At 63.4% G+C, this 23,729-nt stretch carries 28 protein-coding genes; 12 read left to right on the top strand and 16 right to left on the bottom strand.

The window, feature by feature from the left end:
- Positions 1-6: 6 nt before the first annotated feature.
- Positions 7-657, bottom strand: coding sequence for a FadR/GntR family transcriptional regulator (locus HG549_RS04990; protein ID WP_170028418.1), 651 nt, complete (start codon positions 655-657; stop codon positions 7-9).
- A gap of 139 nt (positions 658-796) precedes the next feature.
- Between HG549_RS04990 and HG549_RS04985 the strand changes: the two genes are divergently transcribed.
- On the top strand, positions 797-1,993 hold the full coding sequence (locus HG549_RS04985) for an alkaline phosphatase family protein (protein ID WP_170028417.1): 1,197 nt from the start codon (positions 797-799) through the stop codon (positions 1,991-1,993).
- Positions 1,994-2,043: 50 nt separating this feature from the next.
- Here HG549_RS04985 and hisC read toward each other — a convergent pair whose 3' ends face one another.
- From hisC to HG549_RS04935, 10 genes are all read right to left on the bottom strand, one after another.
- Positions 2,044-3,093: a histidinol-phosphate transaminase gene (gene hisC / locus HG549_RS04980; protein ID WP_170028416.1), complete on the bottom strand. Its 1,050-nt coding sequence runs from the start codon at positions 3,091-3,093 to the stop codon at positions 2,044-2,046.
- A 2-nt stretch (positions 3,094-3,095) separates the two neighbouring features.
- On the bottom strand, positions 3,096-4,421 hold the full coding sequence (hisD, locus tag HG549_RS04975) for a histidinol dehydrogenase (protein ID WP_170028415.1): 1,326 nt from the start codon (positions 4,419-4,421) through the stop codon (positions 3,096-3,098).
- A gap of 126 nt (positions 4,422-4,547) precedes the next feature.
- Positions 4,548-5,183, bottom strand: coding sequence for an ATP phosphoribosyltransferase (gene hisG, locus HG549_RS04970; RefSeq protein ID WP_051096610.1), 636 nt, complete (start codon positions 5,181-5,183; stop codon positions 4,548-4,550).
- 179 nt (positions 5,184-5,362) lie between these two features.
- Positions 5,363-6,628, bottom strand: coding sequence for a UDP-N-acetylglucosamine 1-carboxyvinyltransferase (murA, locus tag HG549_RS04965; RefSeq protein ID WP_170028414.1), 1,266 nt, complete (start codon positions 6,626-6,628; stop codon positions 5,363-5,365).
- Positions 6,629-6,651: 23 nt separating this feature from the next.
- On the bottom strand, positions 6,652-6,891 hold the full coding sequence (locus HG549_RS04960; protein WP_003255121.1) for a BolA family protein: 240 nt from the start codon (positions 6,889-6,891) through the stop codon (positions 6,652-6,654).
- Positions 6,892-7,008: 117 nt separating this feature from the next.
- Positions 7,009-7,311 carry a lipid asymmetry maintenance protein MlaB gene (locus HG549_RS04955; RefSeq protein ID WP_170028413.1) on the bottom strand — a complete coding sequence of 101 codons (303 nt, stop codon included), beginning with the start codon at positions 7,309-7,311 and terminating at the stop codon, positions 7,009-7,011.
- Positions 7,308-7,955: a phospholipid-binding protein MlaC gene (locus HG549_RS04950; RefSeq protein ID WP_170028412.1), complete on the bottom strand. Its 648-nt coding sequence runs from the start codon at positions 7,953-7,955 to the stop codon at positions 7,308-7,310. Before HG549_RS04950 ends, HG549_RS04955 begins: the two co-directional genes overlap by 4 nt.
- A 9-nt stretch (positions 7,956-7,964) precedes the next feature.
- Positions 7,965-8,450, bottom strand: coding sequence for an outer membrane lipid asymmetry maintenance protein MlaD (gene mlaD, locus HG549_RS04945; RefSeq protein WP_170028411.1), 486 nt, complete (start codon positions 8,448-8,450; stop codon positions 7,965-7,967).
- Positions 8,450-9,247: a lipid asymmetry maintenance ABC transporter permease subunit MlaE gene (gene mlaE, locus HG549_RS04940; RefSeq protein ID WP_170028410.1), complete on the bottom strand. Its 798-nt coding sequence runs from the start codon at positions 9,245-9,247 to the stop codon at positions 8,450-8,452. The genes mlaD and mlaE overlap by 1 nt, the downstream gene beginning before the upstream one ends.
- Positions 9,247-10,056: an ATP-binding cassette domain-containing protein gene (locus HG549_RS04935; RefSeq protein WP_012270662.1), complete on the bottom strand. Its 810-nt coding sequence runs from the start codon at positions 10,054-10,056 to the stop codon at positions 9,247-9,249. Before HG549_RS04935 ends, mlaE begins: the two co-directional genes overlap by 1 nt.
- Before the next feature lie 248 nt (positions 10,057-10,304).
- Between HG549_RS04935 and HG549_RS04930 the strand changes: the two genes are divergently transcribed.
- From HG549_RS04930 to HG549_RS04885, 10 genes are all read left to right on the top strand, one after another.
- Positions 10,305-11,279 carry an SIS domain-containing protein gene (locus HG549_RS04930; protein WP_170028409.1) on the top strand — a complete coding sequence of 325 codons (975 nt, stop codon included), beginning with the start codon at positions 10,305-10,307 and terminating at the stop codon, positions 11,277-11,279.
- Between the two features lie 12 nt (positions 11,280-11,291).
- Positions 11,292-11,816 carry an HAD family hydrolase gene (locus HG549_RS04925; protein WP_085623989.1) on the top strand — a complete coding sequence of 175 codons (525 nt, stop codon included), beginning with the start codon at positions 11,292-11,294 and terminating at the stop codon, positions 11,814-11,816.
- Between the two features lie 8 nt (positions 11,817-11,824).
- Entirely contained in the window at positions 11,825-12,397 is a 573-nt protein-coding gene (gene lptC / locus HG549_RS04920; protein ID WP_170028408.1) for an LPS export ABC transporter periplasmic protein LptC, read from the top strand.
- Positions 12,384-12,908: a lipopolysaccharide transport periplasmic protein LptA gene (lptA, locus tag HG549_RS04915; protein WP_170028407.1), complete on the top strand. Its 525-nt coding sequence runs from the start codon at positions 12,384-12,386 to the stop codon at positions 12,906-12,908. Before lptC ends, lptA begins: the two co-directional genes overlap by 14 nt.
- The gene (gene lptB, locus HG549_RS04910; RefSeq protein ID WP_012270657.1) at positions 12,909-13,634 is read left to right on the top strand and encodes an LPS export ABC transporter ATP-binding protein; all 726 of its coding nucleotides are present in this window, start codon (positions 12,909-12,911) and stop codon (positions 13,632-13,634) included. It begins immediately after the preceding gene.
- 176 nt (positions 13,635-13,810) lie between these two features.
- Complete coding sequence (locus HG549_RS04905; RefSeq protein WP_170028406.1) at positions 13,811-15,304, top strand: RNA polymerase factor sigma-54; 1,494 nt, start codon at positions 13,811-13,813, stop codon at positions 15,302-15,304.
- Between the two features lie 79 nt (positions 15,305-15,383).
- Entirely contained in the window at positions 15,384-15,692 is a 309-nt protein-coding gene (hpf, locus tag HG549_RS04900; RefSeq protein ID WP_003255135.1) for a ribosome hibernation-promoting factor, HPF/YfiA family, read from the top strand.
- A gap of 12 nt (positions 15,693-15,704) precedes the next feature.
- Positions 15,705-16,169: a PTS IIA-like nitrogen regulatory protein PtsN gene (gene ptsN, locus HG549_RS04895; RefSeq protein WP_170028405.1), complete on the top strand. Its 465-nt coding sequence runs from the start codon at positions 15,705-15,707 to the stop codon at positions 16,167-16,169.
- A 2-nt stretch (positions 16,170-16,171) separates the two neighbouring features.
- Positions 16,172-17,026, top strand: coding sequence for an RNase adapter RapZ (gene rapZ, locus HG549_RS04890; protein ID WP_170028404.1), 855 nt, complete (start codon positions 16,172-16,174; stop codon positions 17,024-17,026).
- A gap of 19 nt (positions 17,027-17,045) precedes the next feature.
- On the top strand, positions 17,046-17,318 hold the full coding sequence (locus HG549_RS04885) for an HPr family phosphocarrier protein (RefSeq protein WP_170028403.1): 273 nt from the start codon (positions 17,046-17,048) through the stop codon (positions 17,316-17,318).
- A gap of 84 nt (positions 17,319-17,402) precedes the next feature.
- Here the strand turns inward: HG549_RS04885 and HG549_RS04880 are convergent, their stop codons facing one another.
- From HG549_RS04880 to pmbA, 3 genes are all read right to left on the bottom strand, one after another.
- Positions 17,403-18,779 (bottom strand): lyase family protein, encoded by a 1,377-nt coding sequence (locus HG549_RS04880; RefSeq protein WP_170028402.1) that lies wholly within the window; start codon positions 18,777-18,779, stop codon positions 17,403-17,405.
- 2 nt (positions 18,780-18,781) lie between these two features.
- Positions 18,782-19,174, bottom strand: coding sequence for a FagA protein (locus tag HG549_RS04875; protein ID WP_170034050.1), 393 nt, complete (start codon positions 19,172-19,174; stop codon positions 18,782-18,784).
- Between the two features lie 169 nt (positions 19,175-19,343).
- On the bottom strand, positions 19,344-20,690 hold the full coding sequence (gene pmbA, locus HG549_RS04870; protein ID WP_170028401.1) for a metalloprotease PmbA: 1,347 nt from the start codon (positions 20,688-20,690) through the stop codon (positions 19,344-19,346).
- A 108-nt stretch (positions 20,691-20,798) separates the two neighbouring features.
- Between pmbA and yjgA the strand changes: the two genes are divergently transcribed.
- Positions 20,799-21,320, top strand: coding sequence for a ribosome biogenesis factor YjgA (gene yjgA / locus HG549_RS04865; protein WP_003255152.1), 522 nt, complete (start codon positions 20,799-20,801; stop codon positions 21,318-21,320).
- A 114-nt stretch (positions 21,321-21,434) separates the two neighbouring features.
- Here the strand turns inward: yjgA and tldD are convergent, their stop codons facing one another.
- Both tldD and HG549_RS04855 read right to left on the bottom strand, forming a co-directional pair.
- Positions 21,435-22,874 (bottom strand): metalloprotease TldD, encoded by a 1,440-nt coding sequence (gene tldD, locus HG549_RS04860; protein WP_170028400.1) that lies wholly within the window; start codon positions 22,872-22,874, stop codon positions 21,435-21,437.
- A gap of 2 nt (positions 22,875-22,876) precedes the next feature.
- Positions 22,877-23,728, bottom strand: a complete 852-nt coding sequence (locus tag HG549_RS04855) for a carbon-nitrogen hydrolase family protein (RefSeq protein ID WP_170028399.1) — start codon at positions 23,726-23,728, stop codon at positions 22,877-22,879.
- Position 23,729: the final 1 nt, after the last annotated feature.

Raw genomic sequence — 23,729 nt, 5'->3', positions numbered from 1 at the left:
CTCGGGTCAGGATTCGATGAGGGTACGGCTCAGGCGCTTGGCCCGCTCCGCGTCGCGTTGCTCGATGGCCTCGAGAATCTGCCCGTGCAGGTCGAACGTGGCCTGGCAGCGCGGAACGGTGGTCATGTTGTGCTGCAGCGCGGCAGCCACCACCCCGGAAAAGTAGCGGTACAACTCGCTGAGTGCCGGGTTGTGGGCGGCATCGACCAGCCGTTGGTGAAACACCAGGTCGCAGGCCACGTAGGCTGCAACATCGCCATGAAAATGCCCGGCACTGACCGCCAGGGCATCACGCAACGCCTGCAGGTCGGCATCGGTACGCCGCAGCGCGGCCAGGCCGATAGCCTCTGCTTCCAGAATGTGCCGGGTTTCACGGGCATGTTCAGGTGAGCAGCGTGACATCGCCTGCACGGCCTGCAGCGGATCCTGGGCGGTGCGCAGGTAACTGCCATCGCCCTGGCGAATTTCCACCAGGCCGCTGAATGCCAGCACGCGCATGGCCTCGCGCACGGTATTACGGCTGATGCCCAGCTCCACGGCCAACACCGGTTCGGTGGGCAGACGTTGGCCGATTTGCCAGTCGCCCTGGAGGATGCGTTCGCGCATGCGCTCGACGGCAAGTTCGACCAGTGAGCGCCTGGTCAATTCGCTGCTCATTTCACTCAACCAATCATCCGATGAATTCGTGGAGCTTAATGGAAAGACTTGCGCGCGGCAATTCAACTGGCATTTCTACCAGTTGTCAGCGCGCGGGGTTGTTGCAACGCTTGAGCCCGACCTCATCAAGGCATGACTTATGTCGATCATTAGAGCCCTACGCTGGACCGCCCTGCTGCTGGCTGCGCTGCTGGTCAATGGCTGCGACGTCAAACCGCTGCAAACGCAACCGAAGACGCTGATCATCGGCATGGACGGCGTCCAACTTCAGCACTACGAACAGCTGGGCGCCGATACCAACCTGCACAAGCGCCTGTTCTATGGCAAGGCCTATGCCGGCGGCATAACCGGGCGGGCCAGCGAGCAGGCCACGGTCAGCGGCCCGGGGTGGATCACCCTGTTGTCAGGTGTCTGGGCCAACAAGCACAAGGTGATTTCCAATTCCGAAACCTTGCGCATCGCTCCCGAGTTCCCCAGCCTGTTCAAGCGGCTACGCGATGCGCGGCCAAACGCCTACATTGCCAGCATCGTCAACTGGTCGCCGATCAACACTGCCTATCTGCTGGTGGACGCGCAGGGCAACAACCTGCGCGAAAGCGGCCTGAATGATGAACAGGTCACCGCGCGAACCCTGGAGATACTGGGCAATACCCCGGCCGACTTCACCTTCATTCAGCTCGACGAACCCGACCAGGCCGGCCACGCCAGTGGCTTCGGGCCGGCCTACCAGGCAGCCCTGCGCGAAGCTGACGGGCGCCTGGGGCGCCTGCTGGACAAGGTGGAACAGCGCATGACCCAGAACCCGCAGGAGGATTGGCTGGTGATTGTCTGCACTGACCACGGTCGGGATTACTGGGGCATTGGCCATGGCGGTGTGACCGAGCAGGAAAAGACGGTGTTCATTGCCAGCAACAAGCCGTTGAATGAAGAGCTGACCCAACCCAGCATTCCCGGAGACAACCCGGGCCCCAACAACTTGTATGGCTACGCAGCGCAGACATCGGTGGCCCCGACCGTGCTCAGGCACATGGGGCTCGACCTGCTGCCGGAATGGCTGCTCGACGGTACGCCGCTGCTGGGCGCTACAGGGGTACGCAAGGCACGGGCCATCGAAGCCGAAGGCAAATTGTTGTGGAACAGCGACTCGCCAGGGACCGTGATCATTCACAAGAATGGCCAGGTCGTCGCCAATGCGCAGGCTTACCTGCAGCAGTGGACCGATCCCGAAGGCATGCGCCAGGCCAACGACTACGTGCTCGAACTTGATGGCACGCCGGTCGCAGTGCGCACCCGGCCAGCCAGCGCGCTATTGAATATCGAGGAAATCAGGTACTGATCGGGCCGGCCCTGCAGGAGCGGATGTCTCCACTCCTGCAGGGCCCCGGTTCAGTTCAACGCATCGAGCAACGCCTGGTTCATTTCCGGCGTGCCAATGGTGATACGCAGGAACTGGGCAATGCGTTCCTGCTTGAAGTGACGCACGATCACGCCCTGCTCACGCAGGCGCGCCGACAGCTGTGCGGCATCCTGCTCGGGGTGGCGAGCGAAGATGAAGTTGGCCGCCGATGGCAATACCTCGAAGCCCTTGCCGACCAACTGTTCCACCAGCGCTTCACGGCTGTCGATCACCTTGCGGCAGGTGGCCTGGAAGTAGGCCTTGTCCTCGAAGGCAGCCGCAGCGCCCACGATCGCCATACGGTCAAGCGGGTAGGAGTTGAAGCTGTTCTTGATCCGCTCCAGCGCCTCGATGAGGTCCGGGTGGCCGACTGCCAGGCCCACACGCAAACCGGCGAGCGAGCGGGACTTCGACAGCGTCTGGGTCACCAGCAGGTTGTCGTAGCGATCCACCAGGCTGATGGCCGTCTCACCGCCGAAGTCGATGTAGGCTTCGTCCACCACCACCACCGAGTCGCGGTTGGCCTGCAGCAACTGCTCGATCGCCTGCAACGGCAGCAGGCAGCCGGTCGGCGCGTTAGGGTTGGGGAAAACGATCCCGGCGTTGGGTTTGTGGTAGTCAGCAATGCGGATCTGGAACTGCTCATCCAGCGCCACCTGCTCGAACGCAATGCCATACAAGCCGCAGTACACCGGGTAGAAGCTGTAGCTGACGTCGGGGAACAGCAACGGGCCGCGAGCGTGCTGGAACAGGCCGTGGAAGATGTGTGCCAGCACCTCGTCGGAGCCGTTGCCGACGAACACCTGCGCCGGGGTCACGCCGTAATACTCGGCCACCGCCTGCTTCAGGCGGTCGCTGTTCGGGTCCGGGTACAGGCGCAGGTTGTCGTTCAGCTCGCCACGCATGGCCTCCAGCGCCTTCGGCGATGGGCCATAGGGGTTCTCGTTGGTGTTCAGCTTGACCAGGCGGGCCAGCTTGGGTTGCTCGCCCGGCACGTAAGGCACCAGGTCCTTGACGAAGGGGCTCCAGAATCGACTCATGCTCAGTTCCCCTTCTGTTGGGTCAGGATACGGTATTCAGCGCTACGGGCGTGGGCGGTCAGCGATTCGCCACGGGCCAGGACCGAAGCGGTGTGGCCCAGTTCGGACGCGCCCTGTTCGGAGCAGAAGATGATCGACGAACGCTTCTGGAAGTCATACACCCCCAGCGGCGAGGAAAACCGCGCGGTGCCGGAAGTGGGCAGCACGTGGTTGGGGCCGGCGCAGTAGTCACCCAGCGCTTCGCTGGTGTGGCGGCCCATGAAGATCGCGCCCGCGTGGCGGATCTGCGGCAGCCAGGCCTGCGGGTCGGCCACCGACAGTTCGAGGTGCTCCGGCGCGATACGGTTGGCCACTTCAATGGCTTGCTGCATGTCACGCACCTGGATCAACGCGCCACGGCCATTGATCGATTTCTCGATGATCGCGGCACGCTCCATGGTCGGCAGCAACTTGTCGATGCTGGCGGCAACGCGGTCAAGGAAAGCGGCGTCCGGGCTGACCAGGATCGCCTGGGCGTCTTCGTCGTGCTCGGCCTGGGAAAACAGGTCCATGGCGATCCAGTCCGGGTCGGTCTGGCCGTCACACACCACGAGGATTTCCGATGGGCCGGCGATCATGTCGATGCCTACCTGGCCGAACACGTGGCGCTTGGCCGTGGCGACGTAGATGTTGCCCGGGCCGACGATCTTGTCGACCTGCGGCACGCTCTCGGTACCGTAGGCCAGCGCCGCAACGGCCTGGGCGCCACCGACGGTGAACACCCGGTCGACCCCGGCGATGCAGGCCGCCGCCAGCACCAGCTCATTGACCTCCCCACGCGGGGTGGGCACCACCATGACCACTTCGGCCACGCCGGCAACCTTGGCCGGGATGGCATTCATCAGCACCGACGACGGGTACGACGCCTTGCCGCCCGGCACGTACAGGCCGGCGCGGTCCAGCGGGGTGACCTTCTGGCCGAGCACGGTGCCGTCGGCTTCGGTGTATTGCCAGGAGTCCTGCTTCTGCCGCTCGTGGTACAGGCGCACACGGTTGGCGGCTTTTTCCAGGGCTTCGCGCTGGGCCGGGGTGATGCGGGTCAGGGCCAGTTCCAGGCGGTCGCGCTTGAGGATCAGGTCGTCGATCGACTTGGCATCAACACCATCGAAACGCTGGGTGAACTCCACCAGCGCCGCATCGCCGCGCTCGCGCACAGCCTTGATGATGTCGAGCACGCGCTGGTTGACCGCGTCATCGGACACACTTTCCCAGCTCAGCAGATGATCCAGATGTCGGGCGAAATCCGGATCAGCAGCGTTGAGACGGGCAATTGCAGTGGACACGGTCATGGCGAGGGCCTCGATTATTGGCGAATGCTCAGGCGCCCTAGGCTACCAGTCGATCCGCGCGGGCACCCGAGAAAAAAGGCTATGAAGCGGATAGACGGGCGCGACAGCGAAGGTCGCGCGCAGGAGTCAACCGCGGTGTCGCGACTCGACTGCTTGGCGCAGCGTGTCGATCAGGCTCTGGATACGGGCGTGCTGCATTTTCATGGAGGCCTTGTTGACCACCAGGCGCGAGCTGATCGTGGCGATCAGTTCCTGGGGCTCCAGGCCGTTGGCACGCAGGGTATTGCCGGTGTCGACCACGTCGATGATCTTGTCGGCGAGGTTGATCAGCGGTGCCAGCTCCATCGAGCCGTACAGCTTGATGATGTCGACCTGACGGCCCTGTTCGGCGTAATAGCGCTTGGCTACGTTGACGAATTTGGTAGCCACGCGCAGACGGCCCTTGGGCTCGGCTGCACCGACCACGCCGGCAGTCATTAGCTTGCAACGGGCAATCTGCAGGTCCAGGGGCTCGTACAGGCCCTGGCCGCCATACTCCATCAGCACGTCCTTGCCGGCCACACCCAGGTCGGCGGCACCATGCTCGACATAGGTCGGCACGTCGGTGGCACGCACGATCAGCAGGCGCACGTCGTCCTGCGTGGTGGGGATGATCAGTTTGCGGCTCTTGTCCGGGTTCTCGGTCGGCACGATGCCGGCTTCCGCCAGCAGCGGCAGGGTATCGTCGAGAATACGGCCTTTGGAAAGCGCGATGGTCAACATTGGAACGTCGGTCCTCAAGCGGCTACTGCCGGCCGGGCCATGGGCCCGACCGCATTCAATTCATCAGGCCCAGCCTGTGGGAGCGGGCTAGCCCGCGAACACCGGCATAGCCGGTGCCATGCACCGCGGAGGCTTCTTCGCGGGCATGCCCCCTCCCACAGGATGTGCCAGGCAGATAATTAGCCCGGTACGCGACGGATTTTCGCGCCGAGCATCTGCAGTTTCTCTTCGATGCACTCGTAACCACGGTCGATGTGGTAGATGCGATCGATCAGGGTATCGCCTTCGGCAACCAGTGCCGACAGCACCAGGCTGGCCGACGCACGCAGGTCGGTGGCCATGACCGGGGCGCCCTTGAGCGTATTCACGCCAGTGACGATTGCGGTGTTGCCTTCGACCTGGATCTGCGCGCCCATGCGGTGCATTTCATAGACGTGCATGAAGCGGTTTTCAAAGATCGTCTCGATCACCGCGCCAGTGCCTTCGGCAATGGCGTTGAGCGAGATGAACTGCGCCTGCATGTCGGTCGGGAATGCCGGGTACGGGGCGGTACGCAGGTTGACGGCTTTCGGCCGCTTGCCATGCATGTCCAGCTCGATCCAGTCTTCGCCGGTGTTGATGTCGGCGCCGGCTTCCTTGAGTTTTTCCAAAACAGCTTCAAGGATGGTCGGGTCGGTGTCCTTGACCTTGACGCGGCCACCGGTCACGGCAGCGGCAACCAGGTAGGTACCGGTCTCGATACGGTCTGGCATCACGCGGTAGTTGGCCGAGGCCAGGCGCTCGACGCCATCGATGACGATGGTGTCGGTACCCGCGCCCTGGATCTTGCCGCCCATGGCGTTGATGAAGTTGGCCAGGTCGACCACTTCCGGCTCGCGCGCGGCGTTCTGCAACACACTGCGGCCCTTGGCCAGGGCTGCGGCCATCATGATGTTCTCGGTACCGGTCACGCTGACGGTGTCGAAGAAGAAGTGCGCACCGCGCAGGCCACCTTCAGGCGCCTTGGCCTTGATGTAGCCGCCCTCGACTTCGATCTTGGCGCCCATGGCTTCGAGGCCACGGATGTGCAGGTCGACCGGGCGCGAGCCAATGGCGCAACCGCCAGGCAGGGCCACCTCGGCCTCGCCGAAGCGGGCGACCATCGGGCCCAGGACCAGGATCGAGGCGCGCATGGTCTTCACCAGCTCGTACGGCGCGACCAGGGTCTTGATGGTGCGCGGGTCGATCTCCACCGCCAGCTTTTCGTCGATCACAGGCTCGATGCCCATGCGCCCGAACAGCTCGATCATGGTGGTGATGTCGTGCAGGTGCGGCAGGTTGCCTACGGTGACCGGGCCGTCGGCCAACAGGGTCGCCGCCAGGATCGGCAGGGCTGCGTTCTTCGCGCCCGAAATGCGGATCTCGCCATCAAGGCGAGCGCCGCCAGTAATAATCAGTTTGTCCATTGGAATCTCGCCGCCACGTTGGCTCAGGTGCGCTCAGCCCAGGCTGCGCTGCTGAAAAATTTCATGGTTACCGCATGGATGCTGCCATTGGCGATCCACGGATTCAGGTGAGCATAGATCGCCTGCTGGCGTTTGACCGGGCTCAGGCCAGCCAACTCGTCGCTGATCACGTTCAACTGGAAGTTGCAGCCTTCGCCTTCAACTTCGACCCGGGAACCCGGCAATTTCTCTTCAAGGAAGCTTTTAACTTCTACGGCCTGCATGCTCAACCTCAATCGGCGCCCGATGCGCACGGGTCGGCCATCATACAAAAAAGCCCCTCGCCTGCGAAGCCCAACGAGGGCTTCACTGACCGAGGGGCCATCATTCCTGTCACGCCATCAGGTTGCCAGCACTTCGTCGAGGTCATAGACCTCGGCAATTTCGCGCATGTCGTCGGGCATGTTGCGCACCTGACAACCCTTGCCAGCGGCCTGGGCATCACGCATGAAGGCCAGCAGCAGTGACAGGCCGACACTGGTGGAGCGCTGCACCGCCGCGCAATCGAGCACTACCTGCGCCTCGCCGCAGGCGCCGATCAGCGCCTTGCCCTGCTTGCGCAGGAGCGGCCCGCTGCGGTAGTCCAGCACGCCGGCCAGGCGCAGCACGCCCGGCTCGGCCATGCTTACGGCAGCCTCACTCATTTGACGGTCTTCTCCGGGGAGTTGTCGGCGGCCTGCTTGGCTTTGGCCACTTCACCGGCCCAGCCGTCGATGGTCTTGTCCAGGTCGCCACCGTTGCGCTGCATGGCGTCGGCGAACTGGTCGCGGAACAGCTTGCCGATGTTGATGCCGTTGACGATCACGTTACGCACCTTCCACTCGCCAGCCAGGTTTTCCAGGGTGTACTGCACCGGGTAGACGGCACCGTTGTTGCCGGTGACCTTCATGCCGACGCTGGCGCGCTTGCCGTCATCGGCCTTGGCCGGGTCTACGACGATACCCTGGTTGTTGTACTCCAGCAGCGCGTTACCGTAGAACTGGAACAGGCTGCGCTTGAAGTTTTCCTGGAAGCGCTGCATCTGCTCGGGCGTGGCCTTGCGCGAGTACTTGACGGTCATGATGCTTCTGGAAATGCCGTCGGCATCGACCACGGGCGCAAGGATCCGGTCAAGGGTGTCGTAGAAAGCTTGCGGGTTGGTCTTGTACTGCTCCTTGTTGGCCTTGAGCTCGCCCAGCAGCTCGGTGGTGGTGCTCTGCACCACGTCGTGCGGCGACTGCGCGGCCATTGCCATCAGGGGGAAGGCCGCCAGCAGGACCAGCAGGCCACGTCGCAGGATCGAAATCATGGAAACTCCTTAATTAGCCGGTTGCGCTTCTTTCGGTTCCTTGCCAACGGAGTTGAGCAGGAACTTGCCAATCAGATCTTCCAGCACCAGGGCCGACTGGGTGTCATGGATGGTCGCGCCATCCTTGAGCACCTGCTCTTCACCGCCCACGCTGATGCCGATGTACTTCTCGCCCAGCAACCCAGCGGTCAGGATCGAGGCAGTGGAGTCGACCGGCAGGTTATCCACCGACTTGTCCAGCTGCAGCGTCACCCGACCGGTATAGGAATCACGGTCCAGGTCGATGGCGGTAACCTTGCCGATGGTCACACCGGCCATGGTCACTTTAGCTCTGACCGTCAAACCGGCGATATTGTCGAAGTACGCATAAACTTTATAGGTATCGCTGCTCGGGCTGGCCGACAGGCCGCTGACACGCAGGGCCAGCAGCAGCAGCGCCAGGATCCCGGCCAGGAGGAACAGGCCGACACCGATTTCCAGGGTGCGGTTTTGCATCAGAAATCTCCAAACATCAAGGCGGTCAGAATAAAGTCCAGACCCAGCACAGCCAACGAGGCATAGACCACGGTCTTGGTGGTGGCACGGCTGATCCCTTCTGAGGTGGGCTCACAGTCGTACCCCTGGAATACGGCGATCCAGGTCGTGACGAAGGCGAATACCAGGCTCTTGACCAGCCCGTTGAGCACGTCGTCGGTGAACGAAACACTGTTCTGCATGTTGGCCCAGAACGAGCCCTCGTAGACGCCCAGCCAGTCCACGGCGACCCACGAGCCACCCCAGATGCCCACCACGCTGAAGATCAGCGCCAGCAACGGCAGCGAGATGAAACCGGCCCACAGGCGCGGTGCGACAATGTACTTGAGCGGGTCGACGCCGATCATTTCCAGGCTCGACAGCTGCTCGGTGGACTTCATGTTGCCGATTTCAGCGGTCAGCGCGGAGCCGGCGCGGCCGGCGAACAGCAAGGCGGTCACCACCGGGCCCAGTTCACGCAGCAAGGTCAGGGCCACCATCTGCCCCACGGCCTGCTCCGAGCCGTACTTGGTCAGGATGCTGTAGCCCTGCAGCGCCAGCACCATGCCGATGAACACCCCGGACACGACGATGATCGCCAGCGACAGCACACCCACCGAGTACAGCTGCTTGGTCAGCAGCTGGAATCCGCCACCGATACCGCCACGGCCGATCAGGGCATGGAACAGGAACAGGCAGGAACGCCCCAGCACCGCCAGCACGTCGATTGCCGAACGCCCGAGCAGGCGCACACGTTCGAGTAAGGATTTTCTGCGCATCAACGCGCCCCCAGCAGGTCGGCGCGGTAGTCAGGCGCGGGAAAATGGAAAGGTACCGGACCGTCCGGGTCGCCTTTCATGAACTGGCGAATGCGCGGGTTGTCCGACCCCATCAGCTCGTCAGGGGTCCCCTGGCCAAGTACCTGGCCGTCACCCACCACATAGATGTAGTCGGCGATGCTGGCGGTTTCCGCCAGGTCATGGGAGACCACGATGCTGGTGATACCCAGCGCATCGTTGAGCAGGCGGATCAGGCGCACCAGCACCCCCATGGCGATCGGGTCCTGGCCGACGAACGGTTCGTCGTACATGAGGATCTGCGGGTCCAGGGCAATCGCCCGGGCCAGCGCCACGCGGCGCTTCATGCCGCCGGACAGTTCGTCCGGCATCAGGTCGATGGCGCCACGCAGGCCCACGGCCTGCAGTTTCATCAGCACGATGTCACGGATCATTTCGTCCGACAGCTGGGTGTGCACGCGCAGCGGGAACGCGACGTTCTCGAACACATCGAGGTCGGTGAACAGCGCGCCGCTCTGGAACAGCACCCCCATTTGCTTGCGGGCGTCGAACAGGTCGCTGCGCGACAGCGTCGGCAGGTTCTGCCCGGCAACCCAGACCTCACCGCTGGAAGGGCGCAACTGCGCGCCCATCAGACGGAGCAACGTGGTCTTGCCGCACCCCGATGGCCCCATGATACCGGTGACCTTGCCGCGCGGGATGCGAATGTCGACGTTGCTGAAAATGCTGCGCGAACCGCGTTTGAAGGTAACCCCCTTCAACTCGACCGCGTAGGCGCTATCCACACTCATCTAGACTCCTTGCTGATGCAGCCTCGTCCTAATGGACGCCGGCCTCCATCTGGAAGGCACACGCGCCCCTGGCAGGCCGAATAGCGGCGAACTATAGCACCGCTGACCGCGCCGCCCCAAGGTCGGCTAACGAGTCGTTCAGCCCGGTGACAGGCTGGCGCGAGATTCGCCAGGGCAATCGAAAGCGTGAGGGTTTCTTTCATTGCAGCTATAATCGCCGCCTTTTCATCAGGCATTGCTTTTTCGACATGAGCCAATCCAGCGAGCTGATCCAATCCGCCCAACGCACCCTGCGCCTGGAAGTCGAGGCCGTAGAGGCCCTGCTGGCGCGCATCGACGACAATTTCGTCAAGGCCTGCGAACTGATCCTGGCCAGCAAGGGCCGGGTCGTCGTGGTCGGCATGGGCAAGTCCGGGCACATCGGCAACAAGATCGCCGCCACCCTCGCCAGCACCGGTACGCCGGCGTTTTTCGTGCACCCCGCCGAAGCCAGCCATGGCGACATGGGCATGATTACCCGCGATGATGTCATCCTGGCCCTGTCGAATTCCGGCAGCACCGCCGAAATCGTCACCCTGCTGCCGCTGATCAAGCGCCTGGGCATCAAGCTGATCAGCCTGACCGGCAATCCGGATTCGCCCCTGGCCCAGGCTGCCGAGGTCAACCTCGACGCGCGCGTCGAGCAAGAGGCCTGCCCGCTCAACCTGGCCCCCACCTCTTCCACCACCGCTTCGCTGGTACTTGGCGACGCCCTGGCCATCGCCCTGCTCGAGGCCCGTGGCTTCACCGCCGAGGACTTTGCCTTCTCGCACCCGGGTGGGGCACTGGGCCGCCGCCTGCTGCTGAAGGTCGAGAACGTGATGCACGCCGGTGACGACCTGCCCCAGGTGCCGCGCGGCACCCTGCTCAAGGACGCCCTGCTGGAAATGTCCCGCAAGGGCCTGGGCATGACCGTGATCGTCGAAGCCGACGGCAAGCTGGCCGGGATCTTCACCGACGGCGACCTGCGCCGCAGCCTGGACCGCAACATCGACGTCCACACCACCCTGATCGACCAGGTCATGACTGTGCACGGCAAGACGGCCCGCGCCGACATGCTCGCGGCCGAGGCACTGAAAATCATGGAAGACCACAAGATCGGCGCCCTGGTAGTGGTAGACCGCGAGGACCGCCCGACCGGCGCCCTGAACATGCACGACCTGCTGCGCGCCGGCGTAATGTAAAGGAACGATGGAATGAACCAGGACCTCATGCAACGCGGCAAGCACATCAAGCTGGCAGTGTTCGACGTGGACGGCGTGCTCACCGACGGGCGCCTGTACTTCCTCGAGGACGGCAGCGAATTCAAGACCTTCAATACCCTCGACGGCCAGGGCATCAAGATGCTCATGGCCTCGGGCGTGACCACCGCGATCATCAGCGGGCGCAAGACCCCGGTGGTCGAGCGCCGGGCGAAGAACCTCGGCATCCCGCACCTTTATCAGGGCCGCGAGGACAAGCTGGTGGTGCTTGACGGCCTGCTCGCCGAACTGGGCCTGAGCTATGCTCAAGTGGCCTACCTCGGCGACGACCTGCCGGACCTGCCGGTGATTCGCCGGGTCGCCCTGGGCATGGCGGTGGCCAACGCCGCCCCCTTCGTTCGCCAGCACGCCCATGGCGTGACCCAGGCACGTGGCGGCGAAGGCGCGGCCCGTGAATTCTGCGAACTGATCATGCAGGCCCAGGGCACCCTGGACGCTGCCAACGCCAACTACCTGTAAGGCTGCCCATGTTCAGCAAGAAAGCCCGCAACATTGCGCTGCTCGCGGTGATCGCCGCCCTGCTGGTGGCGATCGGCTACTGGAATGTCAGCCCGGAAAGCTTCCTCGACAAGCCGGTAGCGCAGGTCGACAAGAGCGCCATCGACTACTACGCAGTCAACGCCCACAGCGTGCAGTTCCTGCCCGACGGCAAGCTGCAGTACGAAATGACCGCCGACAAGGTCGAGCACCTCAAGGCCAGCGAAATCACCCTGCTGACCACGCCGGACCTGCACCTGTACCGCGGCACCGCGTTCCCGTGGCACGTGCAGAGCACCCGCGCCGAGGTCAACCCGGACGGCAGCGAGGTTGAACTGATCGACAACGTGCGGGTTGCCCGCACCGACGAAAAACAGCGCGAAACCATCATTACCAGCTCACGCATGACCGTGTTCCCGCAGAAGCAATATGCGCAGACCGAGCAAGCCGTTAGAATCGACGGCGCCGGTGGCACGACTACGGGCAAAGGAATGAAAGCGTATTTGAAAGAAGGCAAGATGGACTTGCTCTCTAACGTAAGAGGACAGTATGAGGCTCGTTAAAACCCTCCCCCTTTTGCTCAGCCTGAGCGCAGCACTGGGAAGCGCGAGCGCCCTCGCCCTGCCGAATGACCGTGACCAGCCTATCCGCATCCAGGCCGACAACGCCCACCTGGACGACAAGCAGGGCGTGGCCACCTACACCGGCGACGTGATCATCACCCAGGGTTCGATGATGATCAAAGGCAACACCGTGACCATCACCCGTTCCGCCTCCGGCGACATCGACGTGGTGACCTCGGTGGGCAACCTGGCCTACTTCGAGCAGCAGCAGAGCGCAGCCAAGCCGGACAAGATGAAAGGCTGGGCAGTTACCATCCAGTACCAGGCGCAAAAGGACATGGTGGTCCTCACCGATCGCGCCAAGGTCGAGAACGAAGGCAACACCACCGAAGGCGAGAAGATCGTCTACAACACCAAGACCCAGGTGGCGACCGCCGGTCGTGGTGGCAACGTGACTTCGCCGCGTCAGCGTATCGACATGGTGATCCAGCCCAAGAAGAAGGCCGAGTAAATGGCAACCCTCAAAGCCCAGCACCTGGCCAAGAGCTACAAGGGGCGGCAAGTCGTACGTGACGTCAGCCTGTCGATCGACAGCGGCCAGATCGTCGGCCTGCTCGGCCCCAACGGCGCCGGCAAGACCACCTGCTTCTACATGATCGTCGGCCTGGTCCAGGCTGAGCAGGGCCGCGTGCTGATCGACAACCTCGATGTCAGCCACCAGCCCATGCACGGTCGCGCCCGCGCCGGTATCGGCTACCTGCCGCAGGAAGCCTCGATCTTCCGCAAACTGTCGGTGGCCGACAACATCATGGCCATTCTCGAGACCCGCAAGGACCTCGACCGCGAAGGCCGCCGCAAGGAACTGGAAAGCCTGCTGCAGGAATTCCACATCAGCCACATTCGCGACAACCTCGGCATGAGCCTGTCCGGTGGCGAGCGCCGTCGCGTCGAGATCGCCCGTGCGCTGGCGACCGCCCCCAAGTTCATCCTGCTGGACGAACCGTTTGCCGGTGTCGACCCGATCTCCGTCGGCGACATCAAGCAGATCATCCACCACCTCAAGGCCAAGGGCATCGGTGTGCTGATCACCGACCACAACGTCCGCGAAACCCTGGATATCTGCGAAACCGCCTATATCGTCAATGATGGTCGGCTCATCGCCGAAGGCGATGCCGAGACCATCCTGGCCAACGACCTGGTCAAAGAGGTTTACCTGGGCCACGAGTTCCGGCTCTGAACCCAGTGCGCGCCTGGAGTGCCGGCAATTCACCCTGCAATCGCGGGTAAAGTTGTTACGGTACTCTAGGCAAACGCTACAATTTAAGGCATAAAACTTGCTTGATCTGGCGCCCTGGCGCCCTCGTGTAGTGGATGGCGCATGCGCGCCGGCGAACAAGGTATTAAGCCCCAGCCATGAAACCATCGCTCGTCCTAAAAATGGGCCAGCAACTGACGATGACGCCGCAGTTGCAACAGGCCATCCGCCTGCTCCAGCTCTCCACCCTGGACCTCCAACAGGAAATCCAGGAAGCGCTGGAGTCGAACCCGATGCTCGAACGTCAGGAAGACGGCGACGACTTCGACAACAGCGACCCGATGGCGGACAACGCCGAGAACAAACCGGCCGCCGAAGTCCAGGACAACAGCTTCCAGGAAAGCACCACCAGTGCCGACAACCTTGAAGACGGTGAGTGGAGCGAGCGCATTCCCAACGAGCTGCCAGTGGACACCGCCTGGGAAGACATCTACCAGACCAGCGCCAGCAGCCTGCCCAGCAACGACGATGACGAATGGGACTTCACCACGCGGACATCGGCCGGCGAAAGCCTGCAAAGCCACCTGCTGTGGCAGTTGAACCTGGCACCGATGTCAGATACCGACCGGCTGATTGCGGTCACCTTGATCGACAGCATCAACGGCCAGGGTTACCTGGAAGACACCCTCGAGGAGATCTGTGCCGGTTTCGACCCCGAGCTGGATATCGAGCTGGACGAGGTCGAAGCGGTGCTGCACCGCATCCAGCAGTTCGAACCGGCCGGCGTCGGTGCCCGCAACCTGGGTGAATGCCTGCTGCTGCAACTGCGCCAACTGCCAGCCAATACCCCGTGGATGACCGAAGCCAAGCGCCTGGTCACCGATTTCATCGACCTGCTCGGCAGCCGCGACTACAGCCAGCTGATGCGGCGCATGAAAATCAAGGAAGACGAGCTGCGCCAGGTCATCGAGCTGGTGCAGAGCCTGAACCCGCGCCCCGGTTCGCAGATCGAGTCCAGCGAACCTGAATACGTGGTGCCCGACGTCATCGTGCGCAAGGACAATGACCGCTGGCTGGTGGAGCTGAACCAGGAAGCCATCCCGCGCCTGCGCGTCAACCCGCAGTACGCCGGCTTCGTGCGCCGGGCCGATACCAGTGCCGATAACACCTTCATGCGCAACCAGCTGCAGGAAGCGCGCTGGTTCATCAAGAGCCTGCAAAGCCGCAACGAGACGCTGATGAAGGTGGCCACGCAGATCGTCGAGCACCAGCGCGGCTTCCTCGACCACGGCGACGAAGCGATGAAACCCCTGGTGCTGCATGACATCGCCGAGGCGGTCGGCATGCACGAATCGACCATTTCGCGGGTTACCACGCAGAAATACATGCACACGCCACGTGGCATCTACGAACTGAAATACTTTTTCTCCAGCCACGTCAGCACCTCCGAAGGCGGAGAATGCTCGTCCACGGCGATCCGCGCGATCATCAAGAAACTGGTTGCGGCGGAAAATCAGAAAAAGCCATTGAGTGACAGCAAGATCGCTGGTTTACTGGAGGCACAAGGCATCCAGGTAGCCCGTCGCACCGTCGCCAAGTACCGCGAGTCTCTCGGCATCGCACCGTCGAGCGAACGCAAGCGACTGATGTAGCCCCTGAGATGCGCCACAGCGTTTGTGGGGCAGGTGCAAGACCTGCCTCTTTATGCACGGGCAACAAAGGAGAAGCTGTATGCAAGTCAATATCAGTGGACAGCATGTAGAAGTCACCCAGCCACTGCGCGATTACGTGCTTGAAAAACTCGCTCGGGTGGAAAGTCACTTCGACAAGATCACCAACGTGCAGGTCATCATGAAGGTCGAGAAGCTGCAACAGAAGGTCGAGGCGACCTTGCAGATTCCCGGCGGCGAAGTGGTTGCCAACGCCGAACACGAAGACATGTATGCAGCGATCGATGCCTTGGCCGACAAGCTCGACCGCCAACTGAAAAAACACAAGGAAAAACAGCAAAGCCTGCTGCAAGGTGCAGCTGCCCGCTGATCCCCCTCATCCATGATCCGACTTGAAACCATCCTGACCCCCGGCCGTTCCCTGGTGAACGTGCCGGGCGGCAGTAAGAAGCGCGCCCTGGAAAAGGTCGCCACCGTCATCGCCGACCAAGTACCAGAACTGGAGATGCAGGACGTCTTCGAAAAACTGGTCGCCCGGGAGAAACTCGGCTCGACCGGTTTCGGTAATGGCATTGCCATCCCGCACTGCCGGCTCCCAGGATGCTCCGCTCCGGTCAGCGCCCTGCTGCACCTGGAAGCCCCCATCGACTACGACGCGATCGATGGCGCTCCGGTGGACCTGCTGTTCGTCCTGCTGGTGCCGGAAGCCGCGACCGATGCTCACCTGGAATTACTGCGGCAGATTGCCAGCATGCTTGATCGCAAGGAAGTGCGTGACCGCCTGCGTGCGGCCACCAGCAGCGAGGCCCTGTTCCAGGTTGTCCTGGACGTACAGAACGAGCACTGAACATGCGCCTGATCATCGTCAGCGGCCGGTCCGGCTCCGGCAAGAGCACCGCCCTCGATGTCCTGGAAGACAACGGTTTCTACTGCATTGACAACCTGCCCGCCGGGCTGCTGCCGCAACTGGCGGAAAACGCGCTGATCAACACCGAGCTGCTGCAACCCAAGGTTGCCGTGTCGATCGACGCACGCAACCTGCCCAGCCACCTGAGCCGTTTCCCTCAATTGCTCGAAGAAGCCCGTGCCCGGCATATCCAGTGCGACGTACTGTTCCTGGATGCCGACGAAGACACGCTGCTCAAGCGCTTTTCGGAAACCCGCCGGCGCCACCCGCTGACCAATGCCGACCGTTCGCTGGCCGAGGCAATCCGCGTTGAGAGTGAGCTGCTGGGGCCGATTTCCGACCTGGCCGACCTGAAGATCGACACCACCAGCCTGAACCTGTACCAGCTGCGCGACTCCATCAAGCTGCGCCTGCTCAACCAGCCCGAGCCTGGCACTGCGTTCCTGGTCGAGTCGTTCGGTTTCAAGCGCGGCATGCCGGTCGATGCCGACCTGGTGTTCGACGTACGCTGCCTGCCCAACCCCTACTGGAAGCCCGAGTTGCGTGAACACTCCGGCCTCGAGCAACCGGTGATCGACTACCTGGCCGCACAGCCGGACGTCGAAGAAATGTTCAATGACATCTCCAGCTACCTGCTGAAGTGGCTGCCCCGCTTCGCCGCCAGCAACCGTGCCTACGTCACCATCGCCATCGGCTGCACCGGTGGCCATCACCGTTCGGTATACATCACCGAGCGCCTCGGCCAGTTGCTGCAGCAATCCCTGAAAAACGTCCAGGTCCGCCACCGCGACCTCTAGCCCAAGGATCCGCCCCACGATGCCCGCCCGTGAAATCACCATCATCAACAAGCTGGGGCTGCACGCCCGGGCGGCAGCCAAGTTCGTTGGCGTGGCCGGCCGCTTCCCCTGCCAGGTCAGGGTGGGCCGCGCGCCAGACAAGCTGGTGGATGGCAAAAGCATCATGGCGGTGATGATGCTGGCGGCTGGCAAAGGCACCCAGGTGCACCTGCATACCGAAGGGGACCAAGACAACGAAGCCATGGAGGCGCTGGTCGAACTGATCAACAACTACTTCGACGAAGGCGAATAGGCCCGCGCGGGACGACCTGGAAGCACGGTATAGCCGCCCAGGGCAGCCGCTCGGCGCCGGCCAACCATGGGCGGTGACCCAGGATCAGATACCGCCAGCGGTGAGTTTCTCCGGGTCCAGCAGCGCCTCCAGCTGCTCACGTGACAGGTCGGTGTGCTCCAGGGCCACGTCGATGATCGGTCGCCCCTGCTTATAGGCAGTCTTGGCAATTTCAGCGGCCTTCAGGTAACCGATGATCGGGTTCAGCGCCGTGACCAGGATCGGGTTGCGTGCCAAGGCTTCCTTGAGCTTGCTCTGGTTGACCTTGAAGCCGGCGATGGCCTTGTCAGCCAGCAGGCGGCTGGCGTTGGCCATCAGCTCGATGCTTTCCAGCAGGTTGCGGGCGATCACCGGCAGCATCACGTTCAGCTCGAAGTTACCGGACTGGCCAGCAATGGCGATGGTGGCGTCATTGCCGATCACCTGGGCGGCGACCATGGCGGTGGCTTCCGGAATGACCGGGTTGACCTTGCCCGGCATGATCGAAGAGCCCGGTTGCAGGCCTTGCAGCTCGATCTCACCCAGGCCGGCCAATGGCCCGGAGTTCATCCAGCGCAGGTCGTTGGCGATTTTCATCAGCGCCACCGCGGTGGTCTTGAGCTGGCCGGACAGGGCCACGGCGGTGTCCTGCGAGCCGATCAAGGCGAACAGGTTCTGCCCGGGGGTGAACTCGACCCGGGTCAGGCTGCTGAGTTGGCGGGCGAAGCCGACAGCGAATTGCGGGTGGGCGTTGATGCCGGTACCCACCGCAGTGCCGCCCTGGGCCAGCGCCTGCAGGCTCGGCAGGGTAGCTTCGATATGCGCCTTGGCGCCGTTGAGCTGCGCGGCCCAGCCATCCAGCACCTGGCTCATGCGCACCGGCATGGCATCCATCAGGTGGGTACGGCCGGTCTTGACGTACTGATGCACTTGCTGCGACTTGGCCTGGATGACCTCCACCAGATGCGCCAGGGCCGGCAGCAGTTGCTCATGCAGGGCCAACGCCGCGCTGACATGAATGGTGGTAGGGATGATGTCGTTGCTGCTCTGGCCGCAGTTGACGTGGTCGTTGGCGCTGACAGCATCACCCAGGACACGGCTGGCCAAGGTGGCAATCACCTCGTTGGCGTTCATGTTCGAGCTGGTACCAGAGCCGGTCTGGAACACATCCACCGGGAAATGCTGGATGAACTCCCCCGCCAACAGTTGTTCGACGGCCGTGACGATCGCCTGGCCCTGCGCTGCAGACAGCTGTTGCAGCTCGACGTTGGTCTTGGCCGCCGCGGCCTTGGCCAACAACAGCGCCCGAATGAACTGGGCCGGCATGCGCTGGCCGCTGATCGGGAAATTGTCGACCGCGCGCTGGGTCTGGGCACCGTACAGGGCCTGGGCCGGCACCTGCAGTTCGCCCATGCTGTCGCGCTCGATACGGGTATCACTCATGTTCACAATCCTTGCATCGGTTCATCGGGGGAATGCGACGGCAGCAGGCGGCAATTGGCCAACTGCAGGGCATAGGGTTGCCAGCGCTGGTTGTGCGCCTGGCGATCGAGGTTGCGCAGGTCCAGCAGCGGGCGCCAGGCCTGGTCCAGGCACTGGCAGCGCCAATGCCAGGGCAACATGCGATCGCAGGCGGTATCCAGCAGCAGGCGGAACGAGGTCAGGGCCACGGTCCATGGCGAGGTTTCGGTGCAGCGCACCAGGTAGCGGCCTTCGGCCAGGTAATGCTCGATCAGCCGCGGCTCGTCAGGGTCGAGCGCGCAGCGTATGCGTCGACTGAGCCAGCGCCAGTTGTCCAGGTAGGGCAGTTCGCGGAGAGCGGGTTTCATGAACATCATCGCCGGGTTGCCAGATAATGACATTCATTATTAATTGAGAATCTGTATCACTTCAAGGGGCAGGGGCGGAAACAAAAATCCCGGCGTGAGCGCCGGGATCGGATTGTCTTCCGTCTGGACTGGGCCTCTGCGCAGATTCACCCGCCAAGAGGCCGCCACCCGCAGCGAATCAGCTACCCGCCACAGTCATCCGCTCGATCAGCACCGAACCGGTGTGGATATTGCTGCGGGTTTCAAGATCGCTGCCAATCGCCACAATCTGCTGGAACATGTCCTTCATGTTGCCGGCGATAGTCACTTCCTGCACCGCATGCTGGATCTCGCCATTCTCGACCCAGAAGCCCGCCGCACCACGCGAATAATCGCCCGTTACCATGTTCAGGCCGTGCCCCATCAGTTCGGTCACCAGCAGCCCGCGGCCCATGCGCCGGATCAGCGCCGCCTGGTCTTCGATGCCATGGCTGACGAACAGGTTGTGCACGCCGCCGGCATTGGCCGTGCTTGGCAGCCCCAACTTGCGCCCGGAATAGGTACCCAGCAGGTAGGAGACCAGCTCGCCCTTGTCGACGAACGGCTTGGCATAGGTAGCCAGGCCGTCGCCATCGAACGCGGCACTGCCCAGCGCACGCGGAATGTGCGGGCGCTCGTCGAGGGTCAGCCAGGTGGGGAACAGGCGCTGGCCGATGGTGCCCTCGAGGAACGACGACTTACGGTACAGGTTGCCGCCGGAAATGGCCGACAGGAAGCTGCCGAACAGGCCACCCGCCAGCTCGGCGGAAAACAGCACCGGCACTTCACAGGTCGGTACTGGCCGTGCGCCCAGGCGGCTGGCGGCACGCTGGGCAGCGCGCACACCGATGCTACGCGGGTCGGCCAACAGCTGGCCCTGGCGGTTCACGTCGTACCAGTAGTCGCGCTGCATCTGCCCGTCGCCTTCGGCGATCATCACACAGCTCAGGCTGTGCCGGGTCGAGGCGTAGCCACCGATGAAGCCATGGCTGTTGCCATACACGCGGCACCCCTGATGGGTATTGAGGGTGGTGCCGTCAGCGTTGAGGATGCGTGGGTCGGCGTCGAATGCCGCCGCCTCGCAGGCCAGCGCCATCTCGATGGCCTTCTCGGGCTCCAGATCCCAGTCATGGTACAGGTCAAGGTCCGGGATCTCGCGGGCCATCAGGGCCGCATCGGCCAGGCCGGCACAGGCATCCTCGGACGTATGTCTGGCAATCGCCAGGGCAGCGGCAACGGTTTCGCGAATCGCCTCCGGGCCACTGGCCGAGGTGCTGGCCGAGCCTTTGCGCTGGCCGACATAGAGGGTGATGCCAAAGCCCTGGTCGCGATTGAACTCGACCGTTTCGACCTCGCGCTGGCGTACCGTGGTGGACAGGCCCTGCTCCAGCGACACCGCCACTTCGCAGGCACTGGCCCCCTGGCGGTGCGCCTCGGCGATGATCGCCTCGACCTGCTCCTGCAATGCTGGCAGGTCCTTCGGACCTACGCTCTGGACTGCACTCATGGTTCTCTCCACTCAAATTCTGCGTTCGGCAAGGATCATTCTACGACCGGGCCGGACAAGCGGCCCCCGACTGGTTATCATGGCGGCGATTTCTAGCGGACTGCCACCATGGTTGATTCAAACGACGACGCCTTCGACGGCGAAAAAAGCAAAACCCAGATCAAGCGTGAACTGCATGCGCTGGTCGAACTCGGCGAGCGCCTTACCACGCTCAAGGCCGATACCCTGGCCCGCCTGCCGTTGACCGACGAGTTGCGCAAGGCCCTGGCCGAGGCCAGCAAGCACACTGCTCACGGCGCGCGCAAACGGCACATGTCGTTCGTCGGCAAGCTGATGCGTGTGCAGGACCTGGATGCCATCCACGCCTTGCTCGAACAGATGGACAGCTCCACGCGCCAGTACAACGAGCGTTTCCACAGCCTGGAGCGCTGGCGCGACCGGCTGATCGACGGTAACGACGAAGACCTCGAACGCTTCGTCAACGAGTACCCCGATACCGACCGCCAGCAGTTGCGCTCGCTGGTGCGCCATGCCCAGCACGAAAAAGCGCGGAACAAGCCGCCTGCCGCTGCGCGCAAGGTGTTCAAGTACATCCGCGACCTCGACGAATTGCAGCGCGGCTTGCGCTGACAGCCCGGGCTCCTGTGGGAGCGGGCAAGCCGGCGAACACCGGCGAAGCCGGTGCCATGCGCCGCGTCGCCTGCTTCGCGGGCACGCCCGCTCCCACAACGGTCCCCGAAGCCATCACGCCCCGGTGCCGCCAACCGTGATCGCATCCAGCTTCAAGGTCGGCTGACCGACCCCGACCGGCACCGACTGCCCGTCCTTGCCGCAGGTCCCTACCCCGCTGTCCAACGCCAGGTCGTTACCAACCATCGACACCCGGCTCATCGCCTCCGGGCCATTGCCGATCAGGGTCGCCCCTTTTACTGGCGCGGTGATCTTGCCGTCTTCGATCAGGTAGGCCTCACTGGTCGAGAACACGAACTTGCCACTGGTGATATCCACCTGACCACCGCCCAGGTTGGCGCAGTAGATGCCTTTTTTCACCGAGGCGATGATTTCCTGTGGGTCGCTTTCGCCAGCCCGCATGTAGGTGTTGGTCATGCGTGGCATCGGCAGGTGGGCGTAGGATTCGCGGCGGCCGTTGCCGGTCACCGCCATGCCCATCAGGCGGGCGTTCAGCTTGTCCTGCATGTAGCCTTTGAGCACGCCATTTTCGATCAGCGTGGTGCACTCGGTCGGTGTGCCTTCATCATCCACGCTCAGCGAACCACGGCGGCCTTCCAGGGTGCCGTCGTCGACGATGGTGCACAGGCTCGACGCCACTTTTTCGCCGATACGGCCACTGAACGCCGAACTGCCCTTGCGGTTGAAGTCGCCTTCCAGGCCATGGCCGACAGCCTCGTGCAGCAGCACGCCCGACCAGCCCGACCCGAGCACCACCGGCAGGGTACCGGCCGGCGCCGGGATAGCCTCGAGGTTGACCAGGGCCTGGCGCAGCGCCTCGCGGGCATAGCCCATTACCCGTTCTTCGGTGAAGAAACGGTAGTCGGTACGCCCGCCGCCGCCCTGCCCGCCGCGCTCGCGACGGCCGTTCTGCTCGACGATGACGCTGACGTTGAAACGCACCAGCGGGCGCACATCAGCGGCCAGGCTGCCATCGGCGGCGGCGATGAGGATGCGCTCCCAGACCCCGGCCATGCTCACGCTCACCTGCTGGATGCGCGGATCGAGGGCGCGGGTGGCGGCGTCGACACGCTTGAGCAACTCGACCTTCTCGGCGCGGCTCAGCACATCCAGCGGGTTGTCCGCCGGGTAAAGGGCGGCCACATCCTGGCTATGGAACACCTGCACCTTGCCATTCTGCCAGGCGCGCGAAATCGAACGGGCGGCACGGGCCGCCGAGGTCAGTGCCTCGAGGTTGATCGCGTTGCTATAGGCAAAGCCGGTCTTTTCGCCGGACTGGGCACGCACGCCCACGCCCTGGTCCAGGTTGAAGCTGCCTTCTTTGACGATGCCGTCTTCCAGCGCCCAGGTTTCCGAGATCTGACCCTGGAAATACAGGTCGGCGGCATCGATGCCGGGGCCGGCCAACTCACCCAGCACGCTCTGCAGGCTGTCCACGGTCAAGCCGCCTGGGGCCAGGAGATGTTCGCTGACGGTGGATAACATCTGGCTCATAGTCACTCCGAGGTGTGCGCAGGCCGCAATGCGTCCTGCGAGAAGAAGCGCCGGTGCGACAGCACCGGCATGCGCGCCCGGATGGACGCTTGTTCATCGATGTCGCGCTCGGCCAGCAGTACTGCTTCGCCTTGCGCCTGTTCCGCGACGATGCGCCCCCAGGGGTCGACGATCGCCGCATGGCCATGGGTTTCCCGTGGCCCCGGGTGGGTCCCGCCCTGCGCTGCTGCCAGCAGGTAGCACTGGGTTTCGATGGCACGGGCGCGCACCAGCACTTCCCAGTGCGCCGCCCCGGTTACCGCGGTGAAGGCGGCCGGCGCTGTGATCAGCTCGGCACCTGCGGCACGCAGTGCACTGTAAAGCTCGGGAAAGCGCAGGTCGTAGCATACGCTCAGCCCCACTCGCCCTACCGGCGTATCGGCTACCACCACCTGGCCGCCATGGGCGTAGTCGTCAGACTCCCGGTAACGGCCACGGTTGTCGGCAACGTCCACATCGAACAGGTGCAGCTTGTCATAGCGTGCCGCCACCTCGCCGTGTTCGTCGATCAGCAGCGAGCAGGCATGGGCCTTGGCGTCGGGCTGCCCGACCGGCGGCAATGGCAAGGTACCGGCGACAATCCATAACCTGAGGTCGCGGGCGGTGCGTTTCAACCATGGCAGGATGGGCCCTTCGCCCAATGCTTCGGCGCGGCCGATGGCAGCGGCATCCTGGCGCCCCATGGCGGCGAAGTTTTCTGGCAGCACGGCCAGACGCGCGCCGCCGAATGCCGCCTGCTCCAGCAGGGCACCGGCGCGTTGCAGGTTGGCCAGCACATCGTCCTGGCTGACCATCTGGATGACCGCTGCCTTCATG

Source organism: Pseudomonas sp. SK (assembly GCF_012975065.1).
Taxonomy (GTDB): Bacteria; Pseudomonadota; Gammaproteobacteria; order Pseudomonadales; family Pseudomonadaceae; genus Aquipseudomonas; species Aquipseudomonas anuradhapurensis.
Note: the sequence above shows the minus strand (reverse complement) of the source record. Positions and strands in the feature narration are given on the sequence as shown.

What these genes read in the sequence shown, in the direction of transcription:
- HG549_RS04990 (WP_170028418.1), bottom strand. Translation starts at nt 657, where the DNA reads ATGAGCAGCGAATTGACCAGGCGCTCACTGGTCGAACTTGCCGTCGAG.
- HG549_RS04985 (WP_170028417.1), top strand. Translation starts at nt 797, where the DNA reads ATGTCGATCATTAGAGCCCTACGCTGGACCGCCCTGCTGCTGGCTGCG.
- hisC (WP_170028416.1), bottom strand. Translation starts at nt 3,093, where the DNA reads ATGAGTCGATTCTGGAGCCCCTTCGTCAAGGACCTGGTGCCTTACGTG.
- hisD (WP_170028415.1), bottom strand. Translation starts at nt 4,421, where the DNA reads ATGACCGTGTCCACTGCAATTGCCCGTCTCAACGCTGCTGATCCGGAT.
- hisG (WP_051096610.1), bottom strand. Translation starts at nt 5,183, where the DNA reads ATGTTGACCATCGCGCTTTCCAAAGGCCGTATTCTCGACGATACCCTG.
- murA (WP_170028414.1), bottom strand. Translation starts at nt 6,628, where the DNA reads ATGGACAAACTGATTATTACTGGCGGCGCTCGCCTTGATGGCGAGATC.
- HG549_RS04960 (WP_003255121.1), bottom strand. Translation starts at nt 6,891, where the DNA reads ATGCAGGCCGTAGAAGTTAAAAGCTTCCTTGAAGAGAAATTGCCGGGT.
- HG549_RS04955 (WP_170028413.1), bottom strand. Translation starts at nt 7,311, where the DNA reads ATGAGTGAGGCTGCCGTAAGCATGGCCGAGCCGGGCGTGCTGCGCCTG.
- HG549_RS04950 (WP_170028412.1), bottom strand. Translation starts at nt 7,955, where the DNA reads ATGATTTCGATCCTGCGACGTGGCCTGCTGGTCCTGCTGGCGGCCTTC.
- mlaD (WP_170028411.1), bottom strand. Translation starts at nt 8,450, where the DNA reads ATGCAAAACCGCACCCTGGAAATCGGTGTCGGCCTGTTCCTCCTGGCC.
- mlaE (WP_170028410.1), bottom strand. Translation starts at nt 9,247, where the DNA reads ATGCGCAGAAAATCCTTACTCGAACGTGTGCGCCTGCTCGGGCGTTCG.
- HG549_RS04935 (WP_012270662.1), bottom strand. Translation starts at nt 10,056, where the DNA reads ATGAGTGTGGATAGCGCCTACGCGGTCGAGTTGAAGGGGGTTACCTTC.
- HG549_RS04930 (WP_170028409.1), top strand. Translation starts at nt 10,305, where the DNA reads ATGAGCCAATCCAGCGAGCTGATCCAATCCGCCCAACGCACCCTGCGC.
- HG549_RS04925 (WP_085623989.1), top strand. Translation starts at nt 11,292, where the DNA reads ATGAACCAGGACCTCATGCAACGCGGCAAGCACATCAAGCTGGCAGTG.
- lptC (WP_170028408.1), top strand. Translation starts at nt 11,825, where the DNA reads ATGTTCAGCAAGAAAGCCCGCAACATTGCGCTGCTCGCGGTGATCGCC.
- lptA (WP_170028407.1), top strand. Translation starts at nt 12,384, where the DNA reads ATGAGGCTCGTTAAAACCCTCCCCCTTTTGCTCAGCCTGAGCGCAGCA.
- lptB (WP_012270657.1), top strand. Translation starts at nt 12,909, where the DNA reads ATGGCAACCCTCAAAGCCCAGCACCTGGCCAAGAGCTACAAGGGGCGG.
- HG549_RS04905 (WP_170028406.1), top strand. Translation starts at nt 13,811, where the DNA reads ATGAAACCATCGCTCGTCCTAAAAATGGGCCAGCAACTGACGATGACG.
- hpf (WP_003255135.1), top strand. Translation starts at nt 15,384, where the DNA reads ATGCAAGTCAATATCAGTGGACAGCATGTAGAAGTCACCCAGCCACTG.
- ptsN (WP_170028405.1), top strand. Translation starts at nt 15,705, where the DNA reads ATGATCCGACTTGAAACCATCCTGACCCCCGGCCGTTCCCTGGTGAAC.
- rapZ (WP_170028404.1), top strand. Translation starts at nt 16,172, where the DNA reads ATGCGCCTGATCATCGTCAGCGGCCGGTCCGGCTCCGGCAAGAGCACC.
- HG549_RS04885 (WP_170028403.1), top strand. Translation starts at nt 17,046, where the DNA reads ATGCCCGCCCGTGAAATCACCATCATCAACAAGCTGGGGCTGCACGCC.
- HG549_RS04880 (WP_170028402.1), bottom strand. Translation starts at nt 18,779, where the DNA reads ATGAGTGATACCCGTATCGAGCGCGACAGCATGGGCGAACTGCAGGTG.
- HG549_RS04875 (WP_170034050.1), bottom strand. Translation starts at nt 19,174, where the DNA reads ATGATGTTCATGAAACCCGCTCTCCGCGAACTGCCCTACCTGGACAAC.
- pmbA (WP_170028401.1), bottom strand. Translation starts at nt 20,690, where the DNA reads ATGAGTGCAGTCCAGAGCGTAGGTCCGAAGGACCTGCCAGCATTGCAG.
- yjgA (WP_003255152.1), top strand. Translation starts at nt 20,799, where the DNA reads ATGGTTGATTCAAACGACGACGCCTTCGACGGCGAAAAAAGCAAAACC.
- tldD (WP_170028400.1), bottom strand. Translation starts at nt 22,874, where the DNA reads ATGAGCCAGATGTTATCCACCGTCAGCGAACATCTCCTGGCCCCAGGC.
- HG549_RS04855 (WP_170028399.1), bottom strand. Translation starts at nt 23,728, where the DNA reads ATGAAGGCAGCGGTCATCCAGATGGTCAGCCAGGACGATGTGCTGGCC.